19 protein-coding genes are annotated in these 23,037 nt (G+C 36.1%); 17 read left to right on the forward strand and 2 right to left on the reverse strand.

Features of this window, described 5'->3' with window-relative positions:
- Nucleotides 1-26 precede the first annotated feature (26 nt).
- Nucleotides 27-3,095, forward strand: coding sequence for an isoleucine--tRNA ligase (ileS, locus tag OB_RS02035; protein ID WP_011064767.1), 3,069 nt, complete (start codon nt 27-29; stop codon nt 3,093-3,095).
- 194 nt (nt 3,096-3,289) lie between these two features.
- Entirely contained in the window at nt 3,290-3,808 is a 519-nt protein-coding gene (locus tag OB_RS02040; protein WP_011064768.1) for a GNAT family N-acetyltransferase, read from the forward strand.
- A gap of 42 nt (nt 3,809-3,850) precedes the next feature.
- Here the strand turns inward: OB_RS02040 and OB_RS02045 are convergent, their stop codons facing one another.
- The gene (locus OB_RS02045) at nt 3,851-5,302 is read right to left on the reverse strand and encodes a SulP family inorganic anion transporter (protein WP_011064769.1); all 1,452 of its coding nucleotides are present in this window, start codon (nt 5,300-5,302) and stop codon (nt 3,851-3,853) included.
- Between the two features lie 227 nt (nt 5,303-5,529).
- On the opposite strand from OB_RS02045, the gene OB_RS02050 reads away from it, so the two are divergent.
- From OB_RS02050 to OB_RS02120, 15 genes are all read left to right on the forward strand, one after another.
- Nucleotides 5,530-6,033 carry a GNAT family N-acetyltransferase gene (locus OB_RS02050; protein WP_011064770.1) on the forward strand — a complete coding sequence of 168 codons (504 nt, stop codon included), beginning with the start codon at nt 5,530-5,532 and terminating at the stop codon, nt 6,031-6,033.
- A 173-nt stretch (nt 6,034-6,206) separates the two neighbouring features.
- Nucleotides 6,207-7,679, forward strand: coding sequence for a tagaturonate epimerase family protein (locus tag OB_RS02055; RefSeq protein WP_011064771.1), 1,473 nt, complete (start codon nt 6,207-6,209; stop codon nt 7,677-7,679).
- Nucleotides 7,680-7,692: 13 nt separating this feature from the next.
- Entirely contained in the window at nt 7,693-9,111 is a 1,419-nt protein-coding gene (gene uxaC / locus OB_RS02060) for a glucuronate isomerase (RefSeq protein WP_011064772.1), read from the forward strand.
- Nucleotides 9,112-9,628: 517 nt separating this feature from the next.
- Entirely contained in the window at nt 9,629-11,218 is a 1,590-nt protein-coding gene (locus OB_RS02065) for an L-lactate permease (RefSeq protein ID WP_011064773.1), read from the forward strand.
- A gap of 81 nt (nt 11,219-11,299) precedes the next feature.
- Entirely contained in the window at nt 11,300-12,010 is a 711-nt protein-coding gene (locus OB_RS02070; protein ID WP_011064774.1) for a FadR/GntR family transcriptional regulator, read from the forward strand.
- Nucleotides 12,011-12,053: 43 nt separating this feature from the next.
- Nucleotides 12,054-12,788 (forward strand): (Fe-S)-binding protein, encoded by a 735-nt coding sequence (locus OB_RS02075; RefSeq protein ID WP_011064775.1) that lies wholly within the window; start codon nt 12,054-12,056, stop codon nt 12,786-12,788.
- Nucleotides 12,785-14,221 carry a LutB/LldF family L-lactate oxidation iron-sulfur protein gene (locus tag OB_RS02080; protein WP_011064776.1) on the forward strand — a complete coding sequence of 479 codons (1,437 nt, stop codon included), beginning with the start codon at nt 12,785-12,787 and terminating at the stop codon, nt 14,219-14,221. The genes OB_RS02075 and OB_RS02080 overlap by 4 nt, the downstream gene beginning before the upstream one ends.
- Nucleotides 14,208-14,909 (forward strand): LutC/YkgG family protein, encoded by a 702-nt coding sequence (locus OB_RS02085; RefSeq protein ID WP_011064777.1) that lies wholly within the window; start codon nt 14,208-14,210, stop codon nt 14,907-14,909. The genes OB_RS02080 and OB_RS02085 overlap by 14 nt, the downstream gene beginning before the upstream one ends.
- A 371-nt stretch (nt 14,910-15,280) precedes the next feature.
- A complete protein-coding gene (locus OB_RS02090; RefSeq protein ID WP_011064778.1) occupies nt 15,281-16,183 on the forward strand; it encodes a cupin domain-containing protein in 903 nt (300 codons plus the stop codon).
- A gap of 161 nt (nt 16,184-16,344) precedes the next feature.
- A complete protein-coding gene (locus tag OB_RS02095; RefSeq protein WP_011064779.1) occupies nt 16,345-16,932 on the forward strand; it encodes a dihydrofolate reductase family protein in 588 nt (195 codons plus the stop codon).
- A gap of 32 nt (nt 16,933-16,964) precedes the next feature.
- Nucleotides 16,965-17,450 carry a dihydrofolate reductase family protein gene (locus tag OB_RS02100; RefSeq protein ID WP_011064780.1) on the forward strand — a complete coding sequence of 162 codons (486 nt, stop codon included), beginning with the start codon at nt 16,965-16,967 and terminating at the stop codon, nt 17,448-17,450.
- A gap of 163 nt (nt 17,451-17,613) precedes the next feature.
- On the forward strand, nt 17,614-17,982 hold the full coding sequence (locus OB_RS02105) for a hypothetical protein (RefSeq protein ID WP_011064781.1): 369 nt from the start codon (nt 17,614-17,616) through the stop codon (nt 17,980-17,982).
- A 393-nt stretch (nt 17,983-18,375) separates the two neighbouring features.
- Nucleotides 18,376-19,773, forward strand: coding sequence for an alanine/glycine:cation symporter family protein (locus OB_RS02110; protein WP_011064782.1), 1,398 nt, complete (start codon nt 18,376-18,378; stop codon nt 19,771-19,773).
- Between the two features lie 262 nt (nt 19,774-20,035).
- Entirely contained in the window at nt 20,036-20,884 is an 849-nt protein-coding gene (locus OB_RS02115; RefSeq protein ID WP_011064783.1) for a GNAT family N-acetyltransferase, read from the forward strand.
- 30 nt (nt 20,885-20,914) lie between these two features.
- The gene (locus tag OB_RS02120) at nt 20,915-21,364 is read left to right on the forward strand and encodes a GNAT family N-acetyltransferase (protein ID WP_011064784.1); all 450 of its coding nucleotides are present in this window, start codon (nt 20,915-20,917) and stop codon (nt 21,362-21,364) included.
- A gap of 192 nt (nt 21,365-21,556) precedes the next feature.
- Here OB_RS02120 and OB_RS02125 read toward each other — a convergent pair whose 3' ends face one another.
- Nucleotides 21,557-22,861, reverse strand: a complete 1,305-nt coding sequence (locus OB_RS02125) for a lysine N(6)-hydroxylase/L-ornithine N(5)-oxygenase family protein (RefSeq protein ID WP_011064785.1) — start codon at nt 22,859-22,861, stop codon at nt 21,557-21,559.
- Nucleotides 22,862-23,037: the final 176 nt, after the last annotated feature.

A 23,037-nucleotide genomic window follows, 5' to 3' on the forward strand; every position in this document is an offset into this window, starting at 1 on the left:
TTTAATTTAGTGAAGAGGTGAATGGAATGGATCACGCACAACGTGAACGAAGCATGAGGGCGCATTGGAAAGAAAATCGAACGTTTCAACGCTCCATTGAAAACAGAGAAGGTCAACAAACGTATGTATTTTATGAAGGGCCGCCAACGGCAAATGGAATGCCACATGCTGGTCATGCATTAGGCCGTACGATTAAAGACTTTGTTGCTCGTTATAAAACAATGTCTGGTTATCAAGTATTACGTAAAGCAGGCTGGGACACACATGGTTTACCAGTAGAATTAGAAGTGGAAAAACAGCTTAATATCCGTGGGAAAGATGATATTGAGAAGTTTGGAGTAGAGAGATTTATTGAGAAATGTAAAGAAAGCGTCTTTGTTTATGAAAATGAATGGAAGGAATTCACGGACAAGCTTGGATATTGGGTAGATATGGAAGATCCATACAAAACATTAAACAACCCATATATTGAGTCTGTTTGGAATATCCTTGCAACTATTCATGATGAAGATCTACTTTATAAAGGACATCGAGTAGTTCCATATTGCCCAAATTGCGAGACATCGTTAAGTTCCCATGAGGTGGCACAAGGCTATAAAGATGTGACAGATTTATCGGTAACTGCAAAATTCCGAATTAAAAATAAAGAAAATGAATATATTCTTGGGTGGACAACAACTCCATGGACATTACCAGGAAATGTTGCGCTAGCAGTGAATCCAGAAATGACCTATGTAAAAGCGAAGCAAGGTGAAGAAATCTATGTTGTTGCTAAATCATTAGCGAACACTGTTTTAGGTGAAGCTTACGAAGTGGTAGAAGAAGTATCGGGAGAAGATTTAGTTGGAATTAATTATGAGGCTCCATTTGACTTTATTTCTTTAGATAATGGTCATTACGTGATCGGTGCAGACTTTGTTACCGATACAAGTGGTACCGGTATTGTCCATCTAAACCCAGCACATGGGGAAGATGACTATAACGCTATCCAGGCAAAAGGGATGGACTTTGTAAATGTAGTCGATTCTAAAGGAAGATATGAGGATGTAATCGCTCCGCTTGCAGGACAATTTGTGAAGGATAGCGATGTGGATATCATCAAAATGCTAGCAAAAGACGGAACTTTATACGAAAAGCAAAAATATGAGCATAGCTACCCTCATTGCTGGAGATGTGATACACCATTGCTTTACTATGCGATGGAAGGTTGGTTTATTAAAACAACAGCTGTAAAAGAAAGAATGCAGGAAAATAATCAAAGCGTAGAATGGTTCCCGAATCATATGCGTGATGGGCGTTTCGGAAACTTCCTTGATAATATGGTCGATTGGAATATTGGACGTAATCGCTATTGGGGAACACCGTTAAACGTATGGGTATGTGATGATTGTGATAAACAAAAATCGCCTCACTCGATCCAAGAGCTACGTGCTTTTGCAGATAGTGACGTACCAGAAGATATTGAATTGCATAAACCATATGTTGATAAAATTACATTCGACTGTGAATGTGGCGGTAAAATGCATCGTACAAAAGAAGTAATTGATGTTTGGTTCGACAGTGGATCGATGCCATTCGCACAATATCATCACCCGTTTGAAAACGATGAACTATTTAATAAACAATTCCCAGCAGATGTGGTTATTGAAGGAGTCGATCAGACACGCGGCTGGTTCTACAGTCTCCTAGCGGTATCTACACTGTTTACTGGTAAAACACCATACAAACGAGTATTATCTCTTGGGCATATTCTTGATGAGCATGGGCGAAAAATGTCAAAAAGTAAAGGGAATGCTTTAAGTCCTGTGGAACTTATTGAAGAGTTTGGTGCAGATGCACTTCGTTGGGCACTTCTTGCTGATAGTTCACCATGGAATAATAAGCGTTTCTCGAAAAAGACAGTAAGTCAGGCAAAATCAAAAGTCATTGATACGATATTAAATGTCTATTCATTCTACTCTATGTATGCTGACATTGATAAATTTAATGTTGCAGAACATGCAACTGATGCTAAAACGACATTAGACAGTTGGATTCTATCCCGATTGAATTCGGTAATTAAAGAAGTAACAACAAGTCTTGATCAATATGATATTACTAAAGGTGCTCGTTCCATTGCATTGTTTGTAGATGAATTAAGTAACTGGTATGTACGTCGTTCTAGACAGCGTTTTTGGAGCAGTGGCATGAATGAAGATAAAAAAGCTGCTTTCACTACATTACACGAAGTACTATCAAAACTTACGCAGTTAATGGCGCCATATATACCATTTGTCGCAGATGATATATATACAAATCTGCAAGGGGATAGTGTTCATGTATCGGACTTCCCGAAAGTAGATGAAGCTGCAATTGATGAGAAATTAGAAGCTGATATGCAAGGAGTACTTGAAGTCATTGAAGGAGCACGTTCACTCCGTAATGAAGTAAACATTAAAACAAAGCAACCTCTTGCGGAGCTAGTGGTTGTTCCAAATGATGAACAACTTCAATCTGGGTTACAGGCATATACTTCCATTATCGAGGAAGAGATTAATGTGAAACAAGTTAGCTTTAAGAAAGACACTGCTGATTTCTTGGATACGGAGATGAAACTTAACTTCCCGGTTGCTGGACCAAAACTAGGTAAACAAGTTGGTCAGGCAAAAGGAAAAGTAGAAAACTTTACGGAACAAGAAAAAGAAGCGTTCTTAGTGAACGGTACGATTAATGTTGAACTTCAAGATGGTAGTGAGGTCACTCTTGAAAAAGAAGACATTATCGTAGAGAAAAAAGGACAAGAAGGATATCAATTATTTGAAGGCAATCGTTTTGTTCTTCTATTGGATACCAACTTGACAGAGAAGTTAAAGGAAGAAGGATTCGTAAGAGAGTTTATCCGTGCGGTACAAACATATCGTAAAGAACTTGATCTTCCAGTTGAACAGCGTGTGGATATATACGTGAATTCCGATGAAAATGCAGAGCGGATTCTATCAGAATTCGATGCTCTAATCCATGACGGATTAATCATTAACAGTGTTCAATTTGCAGAAAAAGAGGATATGAAGCAAGTAACAGTAAATGATACGGAAATGGGCTTGTCTATAGTATAAGCAAAAAAGTAGGGGTGCGCCCCTGCTTTTTTGTTGTCTAGAAAATCAGAAAATTTTGGAGCTTTAGATAAACGTACGCTTGTGCTTTTATTCTATTCCTAAGTATATATAATCATTTATAAATACTTCGTTAAAAATAGCAGGAATCTTCTTCATTCATGTCGAATATTATTAGAATTAAGGAGGAAATAAAAATGTCTAAACATATAGGTTCTATCAATAAAGATCAACACGTTTACATTGCAGAAAAGGATGATATGAAAGGCATTGTTCGCTTGTTAAAGGGCGTTTCTTCTTGGTTACAGGAGAGTCGCTTAAAACAATGGGAGTTTTTAAACGAAGGCGGAGAAGATCCTGAAATTAAGCAGGCGATTGAGGATGAGAATACATTTATAGTTAAAGAAGGTGACGAGCTAATAGCAACCTTTACGCTATATGAAATTCAAAATCCTTGGGATAAAAATATTTGGGGACAATCCAGTGACGACGCCTTTTATTTACATAGGCTATCCGTTGATTACGCTCGATTAGGTACAGGACTAGGTCGTGATGTCATAGCTTGGATGGAAACGTATACGAAGACACAGGGAATGAAAAGAATTCGTCTTGATTGTGTAGAGAATAATGAAAAGCTTAATTCTATTTATCAAAACCTTGGTTATGATTATAAAGGCACTAACCACGAACACTGCCGCTACGAGAAGATGTTATAACTAAAACGCATATCCGACTAAAAGGATATGCGTTTTTCTATGCTAGTGCATGGAATTATTCGAGAGTTTTTCCATCGACTGGACAAGCTGCGTACTCTCTTTATTCATTCCTTTAAATCGCACGGTAATATCGTTATCCTCAAACTTTGTTTTAATCTTGTCTAGAGCTCCCACTGCAGAATCATCCCATATATGCGATCTACTTAGGTCAATTTCTACATTACTTCTATGGTCATGAAAATCAATTTGGGATAATAAATCGGTAACAGATGCAAAGAATAGCGGTCCCTGTACTTTATAATAACGTGTATCATAACTTACTGTTGTACTTACTTTTACCTTTGAATTTTTTGCAGCAAAGAATATCATACTGAAAAGCACCCCTGCAAGAACTCCATAAGCAAGGTTATGAGTTAATACGACTGTACCAACAGTAACAATCATTACTATAGCATCGGTACGAGGAATTCGGTGAATGTGTAATACTGATTTCCAATCAAAAGTACTTATTGATACCATAATCATTACTCCCGCTAAAGCTGCCATCGGAATTTGAACAACGATATCACCTAAAATCAAAATAAGGAACATTAAGAACAAACCAGCAACGAATGCAGAGAGTCGTCCTCTTCCACCAGACTTGACATTAATAACGGATTGTCCGATCATAGCACATCCAGCCATACCTCCGAAGCAACCTGCTACAATGTTAGCAATTCCTTGTCCTCGCGTTTCTCTGTTTTTATTACTTTCCGTATCTGTCATATCATCGATAATATTGGCGGTTAGTAATGATTCTAAAATACCGACAATTGATAAAGCGAGTGCATATGGAAAGATAATCATTAAAGTTTCAAGGTTAAGAGGAATATTAGGTAGAGCAAACATAGGTAAAGTCTGTGTTAACTCTCCCATATCACCAACATTTCGTACACCTATATTCATTGTTAATACCATAATTGTAACAACAATAATTGCCACTAAAGTAGATGGCACAGCTTTCGTTATTCGAGGGAAGATGTAGATTATTGCTAGAGTTAAAGCTACTAAAGCATACATCATCCAAGTTTCGCCTACAAAATGCTGTAATTGCGATGTGAAAATAAGGATTGCTAACGCATTAACAAATCCTGTCATGACAGTTCTAGGGACAAACTTCATAAAGCGTGCTAATTTAAAAATGCCAAATAAGATTTGAAGAACTCCCGTTAAAATTGTAGCTGCTAACAAATATTCAATTCCGTGATTAGCTACTAAAGTTACCATTACTAATGCCATTGCACCAGTTGCTGCAGAAATCATTCCAGGGCGTCCACCAACAAATGAAATTACCACAGCAATACAAAAAGATGCATAAAGACCAACCATTGGATCTACACCTGCAATAATAGAAAAAGCAATCGCTTCTGGTATTAAAGCGAGTGCGACAACGACACCAGCTAATATATCTCCTTTGATGTTTCCAAACCACTGTTCCTTCCATGTTTGTTCCATAATTATACCTCTTTCAATCTATTAAAATAAATAATTCAAAAATAAACACCATAATAATTTATAACAAATAGAAACAATGTACAAGATATTATTTAACATAGAGGTAGATTCGTGCTTGTTCATACATCAATTATTAATTATTCTAAAAAGTGTAATAAATAATTGAAAATCTAGTATGATATAGATAAAATAATACTAATCTAGTACAGGGATGGAGTGGGGATGAAGTGACATTTCAGTCGAATCAGATATACATAAGAGAAGCAACAAATAATGATATAGGGTATATGATAAATGTAGAAAATAGTGAAGAGAATAAACCTCACATTCTTCCTTGGACAGAGGAGCAGCATCGTAAAACTTTGCAAGACGAAGACTCCTATTATTTGATCATTGTTGAAAAGGTTACAAATCGAAATGTCGGATTTATTATTCTAAGAGGATTAACCAATACGAATAAAGGTATAGAGCTTGTTCGGATTGCTATAGAGGAAAAAGGTAAAGGCATTGGTAAAGAAGCGCTGAATTTAATTAAAATATGGGCGTTTAATTCCTATAAAGCGCATCGATTGTGGTTAGATGTAAAAACGGATAACAAAAGAGCAATTACTATTTATAAAAAAGAAGGATTTACGTTAGAAGGAACATTACGAGAGTGTTTGAGAGTAGGAAACACATATGAATCCCTTCATGTAATGTCCCTATTAAAACATGAATATGATAATAGGTAGGATCTTTGGAGAATGTCCAGGTGATATTTTATTTCACTACAAAATTTAATAAAGGCGGGAAGTAATCAATAAATTATCAGAAAAGGTTGTTAAATCTAAATATTTATATTACTATAAAATAACAACGTTGTTATTTTATGTTAAAAAGAAGGGAGTAGTTTGTAATCGAAACTTTGTTAAGTAATTTAAAATCAGGCGAAATTGGAAAGGAAACCGGGGATATAAAAATATATAAACAATCATTTTCGCAATACCAAGGAACGTTTCTTGTGATGATTAAAGAAAGCGCTGACAAATTCTTGTTAGCTTCAGGTGAGGGAGAACTTTATAGTGAATTAGAAGGGGAAGAAATCGGTGGTGAAGGTAAGGTATGTCCGTTAACTCACCATAATCGATTAGTGTTAAATCGATATTTTGATTATACAGTCCCGAGTGCATTTGGAAAAAACACAGCAACTATAGGGCTCGGTGATCGACTTGGTATAGCTTCCCCAGGTCATATCGAGGCTGTTAGAGATAGGGATGTAAAACCGATTTTAGGGCAACAAAGTATTCGTGAGTTAACGTTAACAAAACGTACGATGGAAGATATGATTGATGCTGCAACATTTGCTGTATTTCAAGAAGGATATAGGGATGGGTTTGGTATTGATGCTGATCACATCAAAACGGAGGATGATATTAAACGTTCATTAGAAATTGGTGTGACGATGTTGACTTTAGATTGTTCGGATTATATTCAAAAAAACGTTGAGTCAGCATCTGAAAAACAAGTGCAAGATGAATTTGAAAAACTAGATGCAAAAGTAAAAGAGTATTATCTTCATACCTATTGTAACCAGGAGTTTAATATCAAAGAGAGAAAAATAGTTTTTAATGAGCTTGATGTTAAGCGTAACGTTTTAATATATGAAAAAGCGATTGATTACATGGTACATGTTTTTAACACGTATATCCGACATTTAGAAAGAGATTTTGACTTTGAAATATCAATAGATGAAACAGAAGCAATTACTTCTCCGGAGGCACATTTTTTTGTAGCTAATGAGTTGAAAAAGGCTCAAGTTGAAGTGACAAGCCTTGCTCCTCGATTTTGTGGTGAGTTTCAAAAAGGAATTGACTATATAGGGGATATTGGTCAATTTGAAAAGGAATTGAGTGAGCATGTAGATATTGCAAAACATTTTGGCTATAAAATAAGTATTCATTCTGGAAGTGATAAATTTTCGGTGTTCCCCATCATTTCAAAGCATACAGAGAGGATTTTACATGTTAAAACAGCCGGTACTTCTTGGCTAGAGGCGCTAAGAGTAATCGCAAATAAGAATCCATCATTATATAGAAAGATACACGCTTATGCTGAACAAAACGTAGAAGAGGCTTTGCAATATTATCATATTACTCCAGATTTCGGAGCGATTACTCCTCTGGAAGATACAAAGGATTCCATGCTTTCTGAGTACCTTAATGATGATAACGCGAGACAATTACTGCATATCACATACGGATTGGTTTTAACTGCAAGTAAAAATGGCAGTTCCCTCTTTAAGGATCACATATACTCTACGCTTAGTGAATATGAAGATGTTTATCGTGATTATCTTATTAAACATATTGGTAGACATGTAGATACATTAGATCTATAAAGGAGGCTTTTTCGTGAAAAAGTTTATGGATGATAATTTTTTACTGAGCAACGATACTGCAGAAGAGTTATTTCATCATTATGCAAAAGATATGCCGATTATAGACTATCATTGTCATTTAAGCCCAAAAGAAATCTATATGAATAAAAGGTATTCTAACATTACTGAGGTTTGGCTTTATGGAGATCATTACAAGTGGAGAGCGATGCGAGCAGCCGGTGTAGAAGAATCACTTATAACAGGTGATGCAAATGATTATGATAAATTTATGGCTTGGGCTGAAACCGTTCCTAAACTAATTGGAAATCCTCTGTATAATTGGACTCACCTTGAGCTACAAAGATATTTTGGTGTAGATGAAATTTTAAACAAAGAATCAGGACCATCTATTTGGGAAAAGGTAAATAAATGCTTAGCCCAAGATGATTTTGGGGTTAGAGAATTAATTAATCAGTCTAATGTGCAAGTCGTTTGTACTACGGACGATCCAATTGATGATTTATCTTTTCATCAAATGTTGGTTGAAGATGATGATTTTTCGGTTAAGGTGCTGCCCGGTTTTCGGCCAGATAAAGCAATAGAAATAAATCAAGAAGGATTTATTGACTATGTAGATTCGCTTGAAAAAGTCACTTCTCATTCTACAAAGACTTATGACGGTTTTTTAAGGGCGCTTAAGTCTAGAGTAGACTATTTTCACCAAAATGGATGCAGCGTCGCTGATCATGCATTAAATACGATGATGTTTACGGAAACAACCAAAGAAAAAGCCAGAAATTATTATGAAAAAGCCATGAATGGTCAGAAACTTTCTCCTAAAGAAGAAAGTGATTTTAAAAGCTTCACACTAGTATTTTTAGGGGAACAATATGCAGATAAAGGATGGGTAATGCAATATCACATAAATGCACTGCGTAATAATAATTCTAGGATGTACAATAATCTTGGGCCAGATACTGGATACGATGCCATGAATGACGAAGTAATTTCTAAACCTTTAGTCAATCTATTAAATGAGCTTGAAAAAAAGGATAGACTTCCAAAAACGATTTTATATTCGCTTAATCCAAACGATAATCCTGTTATTGCCTCTATCATTGGAAGTTTTCAACGTGGTGGAGTTCCTGGAAAGCTCCAATTTGGAACAGCGTGGTGGTTTAATGATACAAAATCAGGAATGATTAAACAAATGCAGACGTTAGCAGATATTGGTGTGTTCAGCCAATTTATTGGCATGTTAACCGATTCAAGAAGCTTTTTATCTTATCCTAGACATGAATACTTTAGGCGTTTAGTTTGTTCGTTGATTGGTGAGTGGGTTCACAACGGTGAAGTTCCTTATGACCTAAAATCTTTAGGGGAAATCGTTCAAGATATATCCTACTATAATGCAGCAAGATACTTTGACTTTGGACTCCTCTCGGATGAATGAAAAAAAGGGAGAAGCTGGGACATAACAACAAATTCTGATCAAAAGACGACGAATGAAAGCTAGAATAAGCGTAAGAAATATACGGAGACTCCTTGAAAATAAAGATCAATTTTCTGCGTGCGATGTAATGCTGTCGAAGCCTTCCTTGTACCGTGGGAGGAAGGCCTAGTTGAGATCCCGGAAATGCGGAGCATCTGGAGGCTCAGCAGCCGCCGTTGGAAAAGCGCTGTATTTCTAAAGCTGGTTTCCAAGGCTAAACATTCGGATTTATCTTTTGCATGAATACTTTTGTCCCAACCTCCCTTTCTTTAATGTTTACAGATCTGGTTGAGGAGCATTCGCGAGTAATTTACGATAAATCTAGATTTAGAATATAAGAGAAAGTCATAGAAAAAATAATAGAAAACTATCTTGAATTCTTATAAATATCAGAGTAAACTATAAATAAGGTCATCAGATGACCTTATTTATTTTGACATCTATGAAATCGCTTCATTGGGGAGAAAGAGGGGTTTTGATGTATTTACTTATAGCACTAAGTGCGATTATTGCACCGTTTATTTTTTTAGTGTTATTACGTTTTCCGGCAACAAAAGGAATGACGTGGAGTGCGTTAATTGTGATTTTATTCGCAATTACTGTATGGGGGATGGAAGGAGAAGTTATACTATCATCCATTTTCCAGGGGACGCATAAAACATTAACTATTTTATGGATTTTATTTGGGGCACTCGTATTGTTAAATACACTACGTAATACGGGAGCGGTTGATCGAATTAATCAAGGTTTTCAAAGTATTTCAGCAGACATGAGAGTTCAAGTGATTATTGTTGCTTTTTTGTTCGGAGCTTTAATTGAAGGGGCAGCAGGATTTGGTACTCCTGCGATGGTTACTGGACCTTTATTAGTGGCTTTAGGCTTTCGACCATTGGCAGCAGCTACAATTGCCGTGGTAGCTGATAGTGCTTCCGTTGCTTTTGGAGCTGTAGGTACACCGATTGCCGTTGGATTAAGTAATGTTCCTATTGCAAATGCTACGTTCTATGATGAAATCGGTATCATGGTAACGACACTCGATCTTTTTGCAGGAACATTTATTCCATTTGTATTGGTTATCTTACTCACCATATTTTTTGGGAAAAACAAAAGTATCAAACAAGCTTTACCTATGCTTCCATGGTCATTATTGATTGGTCTTTCCTATACAGGGTCTGCTTTATTTTATGCAGTTGTATTTGGGCAAGAATTTGTTGCTATTTTAGCTTCGTTAACAGCATTAGTCATCGCTACACTTACAGCAAAAAAAGGTTGGCTTTTACCAAAAGATACGTGGAGAGAGGCTGTTAGAGAAGGATTTGTCGTCAAGGAAAAGAAATCAGAGATGGGTATTATAGCAGCTTGGGCACCGTATGTAGTTGTCGTTGTTTTATTACTTATGACAAGAATAATACCTTGGCTAACCGAATTTACACAATCAGCTATTGATTTATCTTGGACGAATATACTAGGTGTGGAAGGCGTTTCTTCAACGTGGGAGTTTCTGTACTCACCAGGTACGATATTGGCAGTGGCAGCGGTTCTATCCGTGTTTTTACATAAAAAATCGTTCCATACTTTCGTAAACGCATCAAAAGAGTCATTATCAACGATGAAGACAACATCCATTTCATTAATTGCTACCCTAGCCATGGTGCATGTATTTACGAATTCAGGAATTAATCTCAATGAATTAGCAAGTATGCCACAATACATTGCAGAATCCTTAGCAAATTCATTAGGTTTTATTTGGTTAATTGTCGCACCATTTTTAGGAGAATTAGGTTCATTCATTACAGGAAGTGCCACAGTGTCTACACTTACATTTTCTCCGATTCAATATAGTGTGGCGAATCAAATAGGATTAGATGTAAATGCAGTGCTTGCAGCTCAGGTTATCGGAGCGGGAGCTGGGAATATGATTTGTGTGCATAATGTTGTTGCGGCAAGTGCTGTAGTAGGGTTGAGTGGTAAAGAAGGAGATATTATTCGAAAGACCTTACTTCCTGCCATTCTCTATGGTTTAATTGTTGGAATCGTTGGATTTATTATTGCTCATTTCTTTTTGTAGATTATCGTAGTCCTTGCCATCAGCTTTTCAAACTGGTTCGTTTCCATTAAAATGGTCTCAAGTGATGAGGAGTTGAAATGAATGGAGTACAAACGTATTAAATCCAAAAAAATATATGAACAAGTAGCAGATTCCTTAATAGATATGATTAAACAAGGGCGTATACAGCCTGGAGATAAATTAGATTCTGTAGAACAATTGGCACAAAACTTCGGAGTAGGGAGATCGGCTATTCGTGAAGCACTAAGTGGTTTAAGGTCTATGGGATTAGTAGAAATGAGACAAGGTGAAGGTACATTTATTAATACCTTTAATCCGAAGAGATTTACACTACCTGTTAGTACAGCATTTCTGATGAAACAAGATGATGTAAAAGAATTATATCAAGTCCGTAAGATTCTTGAAGGCGGTACGGCAAGATATGCTGCAACCAGCTATGAACAGGCAGATCTAGAAAAGATGGAAAAAACGTTAAACATAATGAAAAATGCTAAAGGGGATGATGTATTAGCGGAACAAGCGGATACGGAATTTCACTTAGCGATTGCCCAAGCGACACATATGGATTTATTAATTCATTTAATGGGCAGTGTGTCTGATTTGATGTCAGAGACAATTCGAGAAACAAGACAAATATTATTATATTCAGAAGACCGAGCGGATGCGCTATATGATGAGCATGACCGTATATATCAGGCAATTAAAAATAGACAACCAAATGAAGCGAGAGACGCAATGTACGATCATTTAGAAAAAGTAGAAATGCTCTTATTTAAAAATCTAGATATGTAATTCTAGCCTCGGTCATAGTTCAAATTAGAAGAGGTGTAACCAAATGAAAGTATCGTTATTCATTACATGTGTGAGTGATATTGTATTTGCAGATGTAGGTAAACATACGGTGGAAATTTTAGAACGAGTAGGTTGTGAAGTTGATTTTCCAGCTGCACAGACATGTTGTGGCCAACCTGCCTATAACAGTGGTTACCTACAAGAAGCCAAGAAGTCAATGAAACAGATGATTAAGGCATTTAAAAATTCAGAGTATGTAGTTGGTCCTTCTGGATCTTGTGTAGGGATGTTAAAAGAATACCCTCATATCTTTAAGGGTGATCCAGACTGGGAACAACCTGCTATTGATCTTGCGAATAAAAGCTATGAAATTACTCAGTTTTTAGTGGATGTATTAGGAGTAACGGATTTAGGCTCAACTTTCAAAGGAAGAGTTACGTACCATCCTTCCTGTCATATGACTAGGGTATTAGGTGTAAAAGACGCACCACAGAAACTACTACAAAGCGTAAAAGGCATTGATTTTGTTGAACTTCCTGTAAAAGAGGACTGCTGTGGATTCGGTGGAACCTTCTCCATTAAAAATCCGGAAATATCAAGAGAAATGGTAAAAGAGAAATCTCAGCATGTGTCCGAAACAAAGGCTGAATACCTAGTAGGTGGAGATATGGGCTGCTTAATGAACATCGGTGGAAGAATGCGTCGTGAAGGAAAAGATGTAAAGGTCGTTCATATTACAGAAATACTAAATACGCATCGTGAAGGAGGAATAGCATGAGCGTAAAAATTGGTGAGATTTCCTATAAAGAGCGAATTGATAAGGGAATTGATAACGACTTTATGCGTCAAGCCGTTTCTTCGGCACAAGGGAGATTTCGTAAGGGGCGTCTTTCTCAAGCAGAAGAATTAGGAAATTGGGAAGATTGGCGTCAGCTAGGTTCAGAGATTCGAACCCACACGTTAGAAAACATCGATTATTATCTTCACCAATTGAGTGAACAAGTAGAAAAACGTGGAGGGAACGTATTTTTCGCACAAACTGCTGAAGAAGCCAATGAATATATCGAAAATGTTGTGAAAAAGAAACAAGCGAAAAAAGTTGTCAAAACAAAATCCATGGTTACCGAAGAAATCGGATTGAATGAAGCACTAGAAAAATCAGGAGCAGAAGTAGTTGAATCGGATTTAGGGGAATGGATCCTACAATTAGATGAGGATCCTCCATCACATATTGTTACACCTGCTTTGCATAAAAACCGTCAACAAATTCGCGAAACATTTGCAGATAAACGTGGATATGATAAAACAGATTCACCAGAAGAACTGGCAGCCTTTGCCCGTGAGCAACTACGTCAAGATTTTCTAACTGCTGATGTAGGAATAACCGGCTGTAACTTTGCGATTGCAGAATCAGGAGCAATAACGTTAGTAACCAATGAAGGAAATGCAGAAATGGTTACTTCATTACCAGATACACAGATTACAGTGATGGGTATGGAGCGATTAGTACCGACGTGGGAAGACATGGAAGTACTAGTTAGTTTATTAACACGTGCAGCAGTTGGACAAAAACTAACTAGCTACATTACAGCCTATACCGGAGCTAGATTAGAAGAAGAGATAGATGGGCCGGATGACTACCATCTAGTAATTGTTGATAATGGCAGATCCAAGATATTAGGAACAGAATTCCAATCTGCGCTACATTGTATTCGTTGCGCTGCTTGTATTAATGTATGCCCGGTGTATCGTCATGTAGGTGGTCACGCGTATAACTCTATTTATCCAGGTCCTATCGGTGCCGTATTAACACCACTTCTAGATGGATATGACGATCATAAGGAACTGCCGTATGCTTCTTCTCTTTGTGCAGCTTGTACAGAAGCTTGTCCGGTGAAGATTCCATTGCATGAACAATTAATCCGTCATCGAGAAATTATTGTAGAGAAGGAGAAGAAATCTCCAGTATCTGAGAAAATTATGATGAAAGGTTTTGCGCAATGGGCTTCGAACCCAGCAGCTTATAAGTTAAGTACCAAGGTGGCCAGAACCGCATTAAAACCATGGACGAAAGATGAGTTTGTAGAAAATGGACCAGGGCCTTTAAAAGGCTGGACGGATGTACGTGATTTCCCTGCTCCTGGTAAACAATCTTTCCGTGCATGGTGGAGTGAACGCGCGAAGGGAGAAAAGCAAAATGGCAATTCATAATCGAGATAAATTTTTAAGTAATTTAGCTGCAAACCTTGGCCGTCCTCGGAAAACAGAAGGTGTAGAAAGACCGGAATATAGTGTGCAACCACAATATGAAGTTCTAAAAGGAGCTTCGCAAGATGAATTAATTGATGTATTAGAAAAACATTGTGAGGTCATTCATACAGATTTTGTGCGCACGAGTAAACAAGAGCTGCCTCATGTTGTACGACAAACCATCGAACGATATGAAGCGAAGTCTATCATTGCTTCTAATGATAAACGAAATGCGGAATATGGGATGGATCAAGCGTATAATCAGTTTGCAGAGGAACTTGATATGCATATTTGGGACGCTTCGATTGGTAAAGAAAATCAAGTTATTGCGGAGAAAGCAGATGTCGGAATTTCCTTTAGTGATATTACACTAGCAGAATCAGGAACAGTAACATTAAAAAATGATAAAGATAATGGTAGGTCGATAAGTTTAATGCCTAAAAGTTATATCGCTATCATTCCAAAAGAAACACTCGTACCTCGAATGACACAAGCGGCCAAACAAATTCATGATGATCATATGAATGGAATACAGACACCGTCAAGTGTTTGTTTTGTCACAGGACCTAGTAATAGCGCCGATATAGAAATGAACTTAATTGTAGGTGTTCATGGTCCAGTAAATGTTACGTATATTGTGGTAGATTAATAAGAAGAACATTTCGTTTATAATAATTTAATAACATATTGCAAGCATTCGTTTTAATAACAGATGTATGATAGCAGATGAAATATAAATAATTCCTAGGAGTCGAAGATTAATTTTACAAAGCTTTATGCTTAGTAAAAGAGAAGAATCTGGGGATACGAACATATTTCATCTGTTTTTTAAATGGAGATGATTAATCGTCAGTTACCCTGGAAGTCTTATGTTATCTTTAATCCTTTTATTACCACTGTTTTTACAAGTTAATTTCCAATTTAATTGTCTTTCTATTAATCAGTTAATCCAATAAGAACTATTTTTTACTGTGGGCATATGCTGATTTTAGATTCTAAGAAAGGCAGGTTAATGAGTACATGTATTATATTCCTTATTATCCAAATGATCTTCGTTATGCTTCGCAGTCACCCTCTATAACGGAACAGGAGAAAGAAGAGTTAGCAAAAATAACATTAGAGAACTTACAAAAAGATGCTGTGACCATCCAGTTATTAGATCAATTAAGCTCATCTATAAATGAACAACCATTTTTGAATACAATAAATTATACACGTGAGATTAAATTGAGAAACATAAATCAATTGGATTATTTATATAGAAATATCACCGGTAAGGCTCCGCGTTATGAGACAGAAGCAGAAGAAAGAAGCAATTCAGAATTAGGTATACAAGATATTGTGGAACGATGTATAGAAGATTATGAGGAAAACTATAAAGCTAGTCTAAAAAGTAACAGCTCAGCTGTTCAACAATTACATTATCAATTATCATCAGTAGGTTATATGGCTGCAAATCAATTGTATAATTGTTATCATTATTCCAGAAATAATGAATCGACCACTGCTATGAAAAGACAGATTGGGGACTATGGTGGCCATCCATTCGTTATTGATATAGAGGATGCTGCTGAGCAAAATACAGCATATCGAACAGCAATTTGGACTGGAGAACATCTACAAGTCACATTGATGAGTATTCCTGTTGGTGATGATATTGGTTTAGAAGTCCATAACGACCGCGATCAGTTTTTTCGAATAGAGGAAGGTGATGGTTTGGTTCAAATGGGAAGCCGAGAGAATAATTTAACATATCGGCGACAACTGTCTGATGGGAGTGCTGTCATGGTACCGGCAGGAACGTGGCATAATATAACCAATACGGGAGATGAACCACTGAAATTATACTCTATTTACGCGCCCCCAGAACATCCATTTGGAACTGTGCATCAGACAAAAGCGGATGCACTCGCTTCAGAATAAATAAGAATATGCTATAACGCATGAAATTGGAGGAAACTCTGAGTTTATGCGTTTTTTCATTGAAAAGAGAGAATCTAAAACTATTTTGTGAATTATAAGAATATGGAAGTCGCCTTTATGGTATATTTTCTACAAGTATTAAAAAGGGAAAGGAGAAAAGGATGAGTAGAAAAATTATTTATTCACAAATGGTTACATTAGATGGCTATATTGAAGGAACTAACGGTGAACTGGAATGGAGTATACCAGGTGATGAATTATTTGGATTTATAAATAAAAAGGAGGAAAATATAGACGCACATATATATGGTAGGAAGATGTACGAAAATATGTCTATTTGGCCAAGTAAAGGACAAGCACCGGATGCTTCAAAAGAAGAGAGAGATTGGGCAAAGCACTGGATGAAAGTAAAAAAATATGTGATTTCAAGTAAATTAAAGCAAGAAGATCTACAATGGAATACAGAATTACTGAATGGTGATATGGTGTCATCCATCTTACAATTAAAAAAAATTAGAGGCGGGGATATTTCTCTAGGAGGAGCAAGCTTGGCGGAAGAATTTTTTCATTATGACTTAATCGATGAAGTTTGGTTATTTATTTTTCCAATATTGCTTGGTGATGGCAAGCGGATGTTTCCGACTATGCAAAATCAAAGAAACTATCATTTAAAAGAATACAAGCGTTTTGACGATACTGTTTTTTTAAATTATGAACGAGGAAACAATATATTAAAAGGAGATTTATAGTATGGGGAAGGTGTAGTAGATATGATATTTCCATGTCCTTAGATAGGTATATCACTGGAAAAGATGATTCCACACAACAACCACTGGGAATAGGTGGAAAATCATTACAAAATTGGATGTTTCAAGGTTCATTTGCTAGTGAATACAATAATTTTTTTACCATGTCTGAAGTGAATCGACGTATATTTGACCAACCCATACGTTCGATAGGTGAAATGGTGGTAGGGAGAAGAACTTTTGATATTGTAAACGGATGGAATGGTAGTCATCCAATAGCAGGTATTCCTATTGTAGTTGTAACACATGAACCACCGAACGAATACGCGGAACAAGATACAATATTTCATTTTGCAAGTGGTTTTCATAGGGCAATTGATACGGCAAGACAAATTGTTGGAGATAAAGAGGTTAGTATTGGAAGTGCTAGCAATGTAGAAAAATTAGCAGATGAACTACATTTACATATTACACCGGTACTATTAGGAGAAGGTAAGAAATTATTTGTAAGAAGTAATTAACAATTCCACTTAAATTAATAAAAGCAATTAATGGTGATGTAGTCACGCATTTTTTTTACCACGTAATTTCATAGGTGAATGAAAAAAGGCTTATCCTCCTCTCGTATGAGTATATTCCAAAATGCTGAATAGTATGGATGTATTAAACAGGAGGGGTCAAAATATGGCTATCAAATTAAAGCGTAATACTGGAATGATGGGTGGAGCAACTCGAATTACTGTCAAAGCGGACAATGAGAAGTTGACGAGCTTAAAACAGAATGAGGAAAAACACATCGATTTGCCAAAAGATAAAACGCAAATTACTGCAAACCAATGGTTTTTTGGAAGTAAACCAACATCAGTAAAAGATGGTGATAATGTGAAAGTGCGCATGAACAATTATGCTCTTTTATTATATATCTTATCTATGATTGCGTTATTCACTGGTTTATTTACCAGCAATTTAATTCTCCTCATTATTGGTATTTTATTAATTTTTATCACTATGATTTATGCTATTAAAAATTGGTTTGTAGTTAATGTAAAATAGTAACGTACGTATATCGCTTTTACCTAGTGGTGAGTAAAGCTTTTTAATTCCAAACTCCTCACCATAATCTTAATACATTTAATAGGAACCAGCATTGTCTATGAGCAGGAGAGATAAAACCGGGCGGGGGTTGCCCGTTTTTTCTTTTTTGTAATTGTAAGGAAATACTGTACATAATTGCAAAAATATATTAATATCGATAACTGTGCGTAAATAATTTTCTTTTATCGTTTGTTGAAAGCGTATGCACCTTATCAAAGAAAAATACTAGAATAAAATTGCTTCGTGCCTTTAGGAATATGAGAAAGGTTTTACCCCCCTATTCTATCTAACAGGTAATGTAGTATATCTGTAATACATCACGAGCGTAACATAGTACATAGGAGGATATAAATGATTAACATACTAGAAAATATCAATGACGTTCTTTGGGGAACCCCCAGTTTAATCTTACTGGTTGGAACTGGACTATTTTTAACACTTATTTTAAAGGGCTTACAATTCAAAAGACTTGGCTATGCGTTTAAAGTTGCCTTCACAAAAGACAAAGAAGATGATGGAACGGAAGGTGACGTCAGCAACTTTAAGGCTTTAATGACATCGCTTGCAGGGATGGTCGGTAATGGAAACATTGCCGGTGTAGCAACAGCGGTGACGCTTGGTGGACCAGGGGCAATCTTCTGGATGTGGATTGTTGGACTAGTAGGAATGGCGACGAAATATGCAGAGGCTTTACTTGCGATGAAATATCGCGTGAAAAATGAGGACGGGGAGTATTCCAGTGGTCCAATGTATTATATCGAAAGAGGTATCGGCAAGAAGTGGAAACCGCTTGCTGTTGCTTTTGCCTTTTTTGGTGCTTTCGCAGCATTGGGAATAGGAAATAGTGTACAGTCCAATACAATTGCCGATGTGATGGAAAATAGTTTTAGTATAAATGGTTTAACTACCGGTATTATTCTTGTTATATTCACATCCTTGATTATATTTGGTGGATTACAACGTATTAGCTCAGTGGCGAGTGTATTTGTTCCGATCATGGCACTTCTTTATATTGGTGCATCATTACTAATTATTGGTTTAAATTACGATAAAATTATTCCGGCTTTTGAATTAATATTTACCTATGCATTTAATCCGGTATCAGCTGTTGGTGGATTTTCCGGAGTTGTTGTTTCAGAAGCGATTCGAAATGGCGTATCGAAAGGAATCTTTTCAAATGAAGCAGGTCTTGGTACAGTTGCTTTAATTGCTGGAAATGCAAAAACAAGCCATCCAGTTAAACAGGCATTAGTGGCTATGACCGGTACATTTATAGTTACGATTATTGTTTGTACAATGACAGGAATGGTTTTATTAGTTACTGGTTTTTGGGATACAACAGGTGGGCTTCTTTCTGGAGTCTCACATGATGCTAGTCTTGAAGCCGGAGCGCTAACAAGTGCAGCTTTTGGATCAACGCTAGGTAATATTGGAGAATATGTTGTATCTATTTCTGTTGTATTCTTTGGTTTCTCGACCATTTTAGGGTGGTATGTTTACGGTATAAAATGTTTTGAATATTTATTTGGCTTAAAATATGTAAGCATATATCGAACGATTTATATAGGCGCCACATTTATTGGGACCATTGCACAATTAACAACTGTTTGGGCATTTGCAGATATGGCTAACGCGTTAATGATGATTCCAAACCTTATTGGGTTGTTACTCTTATACAAAGTGGTTGCAAGTGAGACAAACGATTATTTCAGTAACTTTTATAAACAATCTACCAAAAATATTGGTTAAATAGATTTTTTGAGTTAAATCCGCATATTACGATATGCGGATTTAATTTTGATATCTATACTATTAAATTAAATAGAGAAGTAGTTATTATGGGATATCATGCGTTGATGGCTAAGTTATTTACGTCTAATTAAACATCTCTGGTATTTATTTTCTGAAATATAAGAATAATACATGTATAATAAAGGTAGTAATTTATAGCATAGCTGAATAATACTGGATTCAAATAAAAGGGTATACCTAACGAGGAGGTAACTGTTTAATGGAGCTAAAAAAACCTACTACCTATTCTAGTATCGCTTCATATCTAGCAGAAGCAAATAAAAATCCAATAAAAAGATGTGGTTATATAGGCGAAAATACGAACGAGATAAAAGAAGTATTAATGGAAGATTTTAGATTAGAAGAAATGATGGTTGCCGTAGACGGAGACGAGATTGTAGGAGTGGTTGCTTTTGATCACGAAGATGGGGAAGCAGAAGTTTGGGGTCCAGTAGTAACAAGTGAAAATCCAATTCAAACTGCAAATAGTCTCTGGTCTCAACATCCGTTCACAAAACAAAAATGGAAATTCCAATTTTTTTATCATGTAGAAAATGAAGAGATGAGATCATTTGCGAAAAACTTAAATGCAACCGTAAATGGGTATCATACCGTTCTCCAATGCAATCAATTTACGAGCACAAGTAATACGAATTATGAAGAAATAGATATATATAATACTAAGATGACCGATAGTTTTAAGGCATTGCATGATACCCTTTTTCCTGGTACATATTATCCAGCAGAGATAATCCTCGATCGTCTAACAGATGAACATCGATTATTAGTTCGAACAAATGGTGACGATGATGTAATTGGTTATGCTTATTTAGAAGGAAATAAACAGTTTAAAGAAGGGAGTGTAGAATTTATAGGAGTGGATTCTGCTTATCGAAAACAAGGCATAGGGAAGCAATTATTACAGCAAAGTATGATACTACTTATGATAGAAATGGAAATACCAACTTTGGATTTGACAGTTAATGACGAGAATATAGGTGCCATTCACCTTTATGAATCAGTTGGGTTTAAAAAGGTGAATAACTTTGTGCACTATGAATTAAGATGATTATTTAAAGGAACTAGTGAGGAGATTTAAATGATACGTCGATTACAAGATGGAGAAAATGTTCCAATGAAACTATTATTAATGGCGGATCCATCTGAGAGTATAGTGAAGAGTTATGTAAGAAGAGGGGTTTGTTATGTATTGGAGAAAAAGAAGCAATTAATCGGAGAATATGTACTTATCCCAACAAGACCGGAGACTATAGAAATAGTAAACGTGGCTGTTGATGAATACTTTCAGGGTCAAGGATTTGGAAAGAAACTTATTCTTCATGCAATTGAAGAATCAAAAAGATTAGGATATAAAACGATTGAAATAGGTACGGGGAATTCGAGTGTTCATCAACTCGCGTTATACCAGAAATGTGGATTTCGAATAACCAGTATTGATCGTGATTTTTTTGTGCGGCATTATAAGGAACCAATTTTTGAAAATGGAATACAGGTAATGGATATGGTTCGTTTATCAATGGATATTTAGAAAGAGGCAGTTGTAAAAGTGGAAATATATAATGAGTCATCTGGTAAAGGAGTAGAAAATATATAGCTAAAAGGGACAGTAACTCGCTTAACCAAGAGGTAAGCGGAATAAACTGTCCCCCAACGTTTCTTTTATGTGGTACTAAATGAAGTAGAGTAGTTAGGCCTCATGCCCACTCAATAAAGTATTACTTTATTCAAACTGTTGAAAGACAGCCTGCTGAGGTACAGGATAAATACTCTTTCCAGCAATTGAATTAATAATTTTTTGATTACGAAGTACAGATAAGCCTAAGTTAGTGGCACTAGAACCATGAGAATGCTCTAAGTTAGTTAATGTATAAATATGATTATGGCGTTCCTTTTTAAAAGCTAAACGATAATCTTTGGTCACTTTATACAGATGTTTATCTTCCCATATGATCTGTTCGGAAAAACGTTGTAACCAATCTGGAAGATTCGGTTTATATCCCGTTGCAAGAATAACTTTATCGGAAGAATGTGTGAATTCCTCTTGCTTTAGCCATTGCTCACAGGTTAGCTGATAAGTCGATTGGGACGTATCTTTATTAATATCCTTAACAGAAGTGGAAGATTGAATAGTAACGGATGGATTGTCTGCGTGAATCGAACGGTTATACATAATTTCATAAATCTTATTTAACATGACAGGGTCGACACCGTTCCGAACGCTATCCAATGTTTTCAGTGATTCTTGTCTTCCTTCAAACGATAATTTATGGAAGTAATCGATAAACTCAGGTGAAAAAACTTCTTTACCAAGGCTTGTTTCATCTTTTTGAAAGAAACCACCCGAACGAGTGAACCAAGTTAAATCATATCCATGCTTTTTTTGATCCTTTAACAAATCATAAAAAACCTCAGATGCACTTTGTCCAGAACCTACAACCGTTATAGATTTGGAATTCTTGATTGAATCCTCAAGATATAAATATCTGCTTGTATGTGTGACATCTTCGTTTGGAAAACCCTGTAAAGGTTTAGGGATATTCGGGATACTTCCCGTACCTAATACGATATGACGAGAGAAGTAAGATGTGGTTGTTTGATCAACGAGGTTCTCCACAATCACCTCATAATGAGGCGAGCTTTCTTCGGTGTGGTCAATAACATCAACCACGCGCATCCCAAAATAACAGTGATTGAGGTTAGATACAACCCACTGACAATAATCATTATACTGTTCTCTTGGTATGGTAAAGCGATTAAAGAAATAAAATTGATACAGTCTATTATGTACATGTAAATAGTTTAAAAATGTATGAGGGCTTGTCGGATTAGCGAATGTTACTAAGTCTGCTAAAAATGGAGTTTGCATATCCATCCCTTCTATAAGCATGCCCGGATGCCAATTAAACTCCATTTCTTGCTCGAAGTACATTGCATCAACTTCTGCTGTTTCTTCTGTTAAAACAGCAAGGCTTAAATTAAATGGACCTACTCCGATACCAATTAAGTCGTGTATTTTCTTGTTCATTTTTTTTCCTCCGAGAAATAGTAATAATTTAGGATAAATCATACGTTATCTATTCCCTAATCGAATACGATATAAACGGGGGAGAGCGGAAAGATATATTAAGATCTCCTAAGGAAGTAGAATATTTTCTTCAATCATTCAGAAGAGTTATGTAAAAATGAGAAGATATTATGAAG

The sequence above is a fragment of the Oceanobacillus iheyensis HTE831 genome (assembly GCF_000011245.1).
Classification (GTDB): domain Bacteria; phylum Bacillota; class Bacilli; order Bacillales; family Amphibacillaceae; genus Oceanobacillus; species Oceanobacillus iheyensis.

Coding starts and splice junctions, on each gene's coding strand:
- OB_RS02065 (WP_011064773.1), top strand. CDS start 9,629: ATGTATTTACTTATAGCACTAAGTGCGATTATTGCACCGTTTATTTTT.
- OB_RS02120 (WP_011064784.1), top strand. CDS start 20,915: ATGATACGTCGATTACAAGATGGAGAAAATGTTCCAATGAAACTATTA.
- OB_RS02090 (WP_011064778.1), top strand. CDS start 15,281: ATGTATTATATTCCTTATTATCCAAATGATCTTCGTTATGCTTCGCAG.
- ileS (WP_011064767.1), top strand. CDS start 27: ATGGATCACGCACAACGTGAACGAAGCATGAGGGCGCATTGGAAAGAA.
- OB_RS02110 (WP_011064782.1), top strand. CDS start 18,376: ATGATTAACATACTAGAAAATATCAATGACGTTCTTTGGGGAACCCCC.
- OB_RS02105 (WP_011064781.1), top strand. CDS start 17,614: ATGGCTATCAAATTAAAGCGTAATACTGGAATGATGGGTGGAGCAACT.
- OB_RS02115 (WP_011064783.1), top strand. CDS start 20,036: ATGGAGCTAAAAAAACCTACTACCTATTCTAGTATCGCTTCATATCTA.
- OB_RS02100 (WP_011064780.1), top strand. CDS start 16,965: ATGTCCTTAGATAGGTATATCACTGGAAAAGATGATTCCACACAACAA.
- OB_RS02080 (WP_011064776.1), top strand. CDS start 12,785: ATGAGCGTAAAAATTGGTGAGATTTCCTATAAAGAGCGAATTGATAAG.
- OB_RS02125 (WP_011064785.1), bottom strand. CDS start 22,861: ATGAACAAGAAAATACACGACTTAATTGGTATCGGAGTAGGTCCATTT.
- OB_RS02085 (WP_011064777.1), top strand. CDS start 14,208: ATGGCAATTCATAATCGAGATAAATTTTTAAGTAATTTAGCTGCAAAC.
- OB_RS02040 (WP_011064768.1), top strand. CDS start 3,290: ATGTCTAAACATATAGGTTCTATCAATAAAGATCAACACGTTTACATT.
- OB_RS02070 (WP_011064774.1), top strand. CDS start 11,300: ATGGAGTACAAACGTATTAAATCCAAAAAAATATATGAACAAGTAGCA.
- OB_RS02095 (WP_011064779.1), top strand. CDS start 16,345: ATGAGTAGAAAAATTATTTATTCACAAATGGTTACATTAGATGGCTAT.
- OB_RS02045 (WP_011064769.1), bottom strand. CDS start 5,302: ATGGAACAAACATGGAAGGAACAGTGGTTTGGAAACATCAAAGGAGAT.
- OB_RS02075 (WP_011064775.1), top strand. CDS start 12,054: ATGAAAGTATCGTTATTCATTACATGTGTGAGTGATATTGTATTTGCA.